This is a genomic window from Streptomyces sp. NPDC003042 (assembly GCF_053591315.1).
This window is the reverse complement of sequence record NZ_JBSFTP010000166.1, coordinates 1-3,633: the sequence shown is the minus strand read 5'-3', so window position 1 is coordinate 3,633 and position 3,633 is coordinate 1. Positions and strand designations below refer to the sequence as shown.

5 protein-coding genes are annotated in these 3,633 nt (G+C 70.9%); 3 read left to right on the top strand and 2 right to left on the bottom strand.

The annotated features are described in order from the left end of the window. Window positions 1-129: 129 nt before the first annotated feature. A complete protein-coding gene (gene npdG / locus ACWDYJ_RS36040) occupies window positions 130-834 on the bottom strand; it encodes an NADPH-dependent F420 reductase (protein ID WP_451569824.1) in 705 nt (234 codons plus the stop codon). Between the two features lie 86 nt (window positions 835-920). On the opposite strand from npdG, the gene ACWDYJ_RS36035 reads away from it, so the two are divergent. Beyond that, window positions 921-1,532 carry a hypothetical protein gene (locus ACWDYJ_RS36035; RefSeq protein WP_451569823.1) on the top strand — a complete coding sequence of 204 codons (612 nt, stop codon included), beginning with the start codon at window positions 921-923 and terminating at the stop codon, window positions 1,530-1,532. Window positions 1,533-1,545: 13 nt separating this feature from the next. Here the strand turns inward: ACWDYJ_RS36035 and ACWDYJ_RS36030 are convergent, their stop codons facing one another. Beyond that, window positions 1,546-1,794 (bottom strand): hypothetical protein, encoded by a 249-nt coding sequence (locus tag ACWDYJ_RS36030; protein ID WP_451569825.1) that lies wholly within the window; start codon window positions 1,792-1,794, stop codon window positions 1,546-1,548. Window positions 1,795-1,866: 72 nt separating this feature from the next. Here ACWDYJ_RS36030 and map point away from each other — a divergent pair, with 72 nt between their 5' ends. Then, complete coding sequence (gene map, locus ACWDYJ_RS36025; protein WP_451569822.1) at window positions 1,867-2,724, top strand: type I methionyl aminopeptidase; 858 nt, start codon at window positions 1,867-1,869, stop codon at window positions 2,722-2,724. Window positions 2,725-2,880: 156 nt separating this feature from the next. Further along, window positions 2,881-3,528 carry a biliverdin-producing heme oxygenase gene (locus ACWDYJ_RS36020; protein ID WP_451569821.1) on the top strand — a complete coding sequence of 216 codons (648 nt, stop codon included), beginning with the start codon at window positions 2,881-2,883 and terminating at the stop codon, window positions 3,526-3,528. The last annotated feature ends 105 nt before the right edge of the window (window positions 3,529-3,633 follow it).

Below are 3,633 nucleotides of genomic sequence, written 5' to 3'. Positions count from 1 at the left end.
CACCATAAAACAACCACTCGACGACAAACATTTATACATTATTCGACGACTCTAAACTCTCGAGCGCGCCGCCCCCGCCCCCCCGCCGGGCCGCCGGGGGGGGGGGGGCCCCCCCCACGGCGGGGGGAGTCAGACGTCCGTGATGCGCAGGCCCGCGTGGGCCTTGTAGCGGCGGTTGGTGGAGATCAGGTTGGCGACCATCGCCTCGACCTGGTGGGCGTTTCGCAGGCGGCCCGCGAAGACACCGCGCATGCCCGGAATGCGGTCCGCGAGGGCCTGGACCAGGTCGGTGTCGGCGCGGGATTCGCCGAGGACCATCACGTCGGTGTCGATCTCCTCCACCGAGGCGTCCTGGAGCAGGACCGCCGAGAGGTGGTGGAAGGCCGCCGTGACGCGGGAGTCCGGGAGCAGGGCGGCGGCCTGCTGGGCGGCGCTGCCCTCTTCGACGTGGAGGGCGTACGCGCCCTGCTTGTCGAAGCCCAGCGGGTTGACGCAGTCCACCACGAGCTTGCCCGCGAGGTCCTCGCGGAGCGCCTCCAGGGTCTTGGCGTGGCCCTCCCACGGCACCGCGATGATCACGATGTCGCTGCGTCGCGCGCACTCGGCGTTGTCGGCGCCCTCGACGCCGAGCCCCAGTTCCCCGGCCGCGGTCCGCGCCCGGTCGGCGGCGCGGGAGCCGATGATCACCTTCTGGCCGGCCCGGGCGAGCCGGTAGGCCAGGCCGCGGCCCTGGTCGCCGGTGCCGCCGAGGACGCCGACGACGAGGCCGGAGACGTCCGGCAGGTCCCAGGGGTCCTTGGCCGGCGGCTTCTGCGTGCTGTCTGAGGAAGTCATGGGGGCGAGCGTACTGCCGAGTACCTTGTGCGCTGAAGGGCAGGGAAGCGCTCCCGTATGTCCCTTCCATGGTGCAGGATGCCGGTATGGATGCAGTGAGGGTCGCGCTGCTGCGCGAGGTGCTCGCCGGTACGCAGTGGCCGAGTGACGCCCGCCGCTTCGCCGGCTCGCTGCGGCGTTCCGTGGTGCCCTCGGGTTCGGCCGGCAGTCTGCTGCTGGTGGGGACCGCGCAGTACGAGCCCTGGCACCTGGCGGCGCACCTGGTGGACGAGGCCGCCTGGTCGGGGCTGCCGGAGTTGGCACCGACCCTCGTACGTCACCACGTGCGCCCCGGTGAGCCGCCGCACCTCTCGGTCGGGCTGAGCCGGCTGGAGGCGGCCCGGCGCGGGCACACGCTGCTGGTGGTGGCGCCGAAGGAACCGGGCGAGGGGCTGCTGGAGCGGGTCCACGACGCCCGGCGCGCGGGCGCGACCGTACTGTCGCTCGACGGCGGGGATCCGGATCTGGGCACGCTCGCGCACGACGCGCTGTCGGTGCCGGACACCACCGCCGCGCTGGACCTGGACACCGTGCAGCACCTGGTCAGCGCGGCGGCCGGGGAGAACACCCTGCCGACGCGGCGCGGGCCGAGGCGGCTGCGGGACCGGCTGGCACGGCTGGCCGATCAGCTGACGGCGCCGCCGCCCAGCCGCTGGTAGGAGGCCAGGGGGCCTACGGCGTCGCGCCGCCCTCGTCCGCCGCATCCGCCTCGTCGGGCCTGTCGTTCCACTTGGGGTCGTTCTGCCATTCGAGATTGCGTTCCTGCGCCGTCTCCATGGCCCGGTTCGCTTCCTCGCGGCTCTCATAGGGGCCGAAACGGTCCTTGGCCGGACACTCGGGACCTTCCTCGACCTTCTTGTGGACGAGGCAGTAGTACCACTCGCCCGGTTTGCCCACCTGGCGCTTCTTGAACAGGGCCATCGTCGTCTGGCTCCTCTCGATGCCGCTCTCTGCCGCCATGCTGCCCCATCCCCGCTGGATACACTCGCTTGCATGTCTGGCCAGTCGCTGCTCGTACCAGGCGAGCTCTCTCCCGTCCGTCCCGTTCCCGGAAACATCCGCCGGCCCGAGTACGTGGGCAAGCCCGCGCCCGCTCCCTACACCGGACCGGAGGTGCAGTCGGCCGAGGTCGTCGAAGCCATGCGCCTCGCCGGCCGGATCGCCGCCCGGGCGATGGAAGAGGCCGCCAAGCTCATCGCCCCGGGGGTGACCACCGACGAGCTGGACCGGGTCGCGCACGAGTACATGTGCGACCACGGCGCCTACCCCTCGACGCTGGGCTACCGGGGCTTCCCCAAGTCGCTGTGCTCCTCGCTCAACGAGGTCATCTGCCACGGCATCCCCGACTCGACCGTCCTGCGGGACGGCGACATCGTGAACCTCGACGTCACCGCGTACATCGGCGGGGTGCACGGCGACAACAACGCCACCTACCTGTGCGGCGAGGTCGACGAGGAGTCGCGGCTGCTCGTGGAGCGCACCCGCGAGGCCCTGAACCGGGCCATCAAGGCGGTCAAGCCGGGCCGCCAGATCAACATCATCGGCCGGGTCATCGAGTCGTACGCGAAGCGCTTCGGCTACGGAGTGGTCCGGGACTTCACCGGGCACGGCATCAACTCGTCCTTCCACTCCGGCCTGATCATCCCGCACTACGACAGCCCGCACGCCACCACCGTCATCGAGCCCGGCATGACCTTCACCATCGAGCCGATGCTGACGCTGGGCACCCACGAGTACGACATGTGGGACGACGGCTGGACGGTCGTCACGAAGGACCGCAAGCGGACCGCGCAGTTCGAACACACGCTGGTGGTGACCGACACGGGGGCGGAGATCCTCACCCTGCCCTAGGGACGGGACGCGCCGTGGGGCCTGCCGCGGGATCCGCCGTGGGGATTTTTTACCGACAAGGCGTCGGTAACACATTGACTTAGGTATGCCTAAGTAGGAAGATCGGGTGTGGCGGCGACGTCGCCACGCCCGATTCCTCTTCTTGGGAGGTCCGCCTTGGACGCCTTCTCCACGGTGATCCGCGTTGCGTCGCACGAGCAGCACACCGAAGCCGAGACCTCGACGTTCATGAGCGACCTGCTCGGGGGGCGGCTCGGGGTGGACGCGTACACCCGTTACACCGAACAGCTCTGGTTCGTGTACCGGGCGCTGGAGGACGCTGCCGACTCCCTCCGGGACGACCCGGTCGCGGGACCGTTCATCCAGCCCGAGCTGATGCGCGTCGCGGAGATCGAGCGCGACATGGCGCACCTGCGCGGGCCGCATTGGCGCGAGACGCTGGTGGCGCTGCCCGCGACCGAGGCGTACGCCGCCCGCGTCGCCGAATGCGCGGCCTCCTGGCCGGGCGGGTACGTCGCCCACCACTACACCCGCTACCTGGGCGACCTCTCGGGCGGCCAGATCATCCGCGACAAGGCGGAGCGCACCTGGGGCTTCGACCGCAAGGGCGACGGCGTGCGGTTCTACGTCTTCGCGGACATCTCCAACCCGGCCGCCTTCAAGCGGACCTACCGCGAGCTGCTGGACGCGATCGCCGCGGACGACCTGGAGAAGCAGCGCATCATCGACGAGTGCAAGCGCGCCTTCGACTTCAACGGCGCGGTCTTCCGCGAGCTGGGCGAGCAGTTCCCGCTCAGCGCCTGACCCTCGGGGGGCTCGGGGGGCTACGGCGAAGGGTCGGGCCGGGGGGGGGGGGGGGGCGGGGGGGCCCGGCGGGCGGGCGAAGCCCACACACCGCGCGATCGGGAG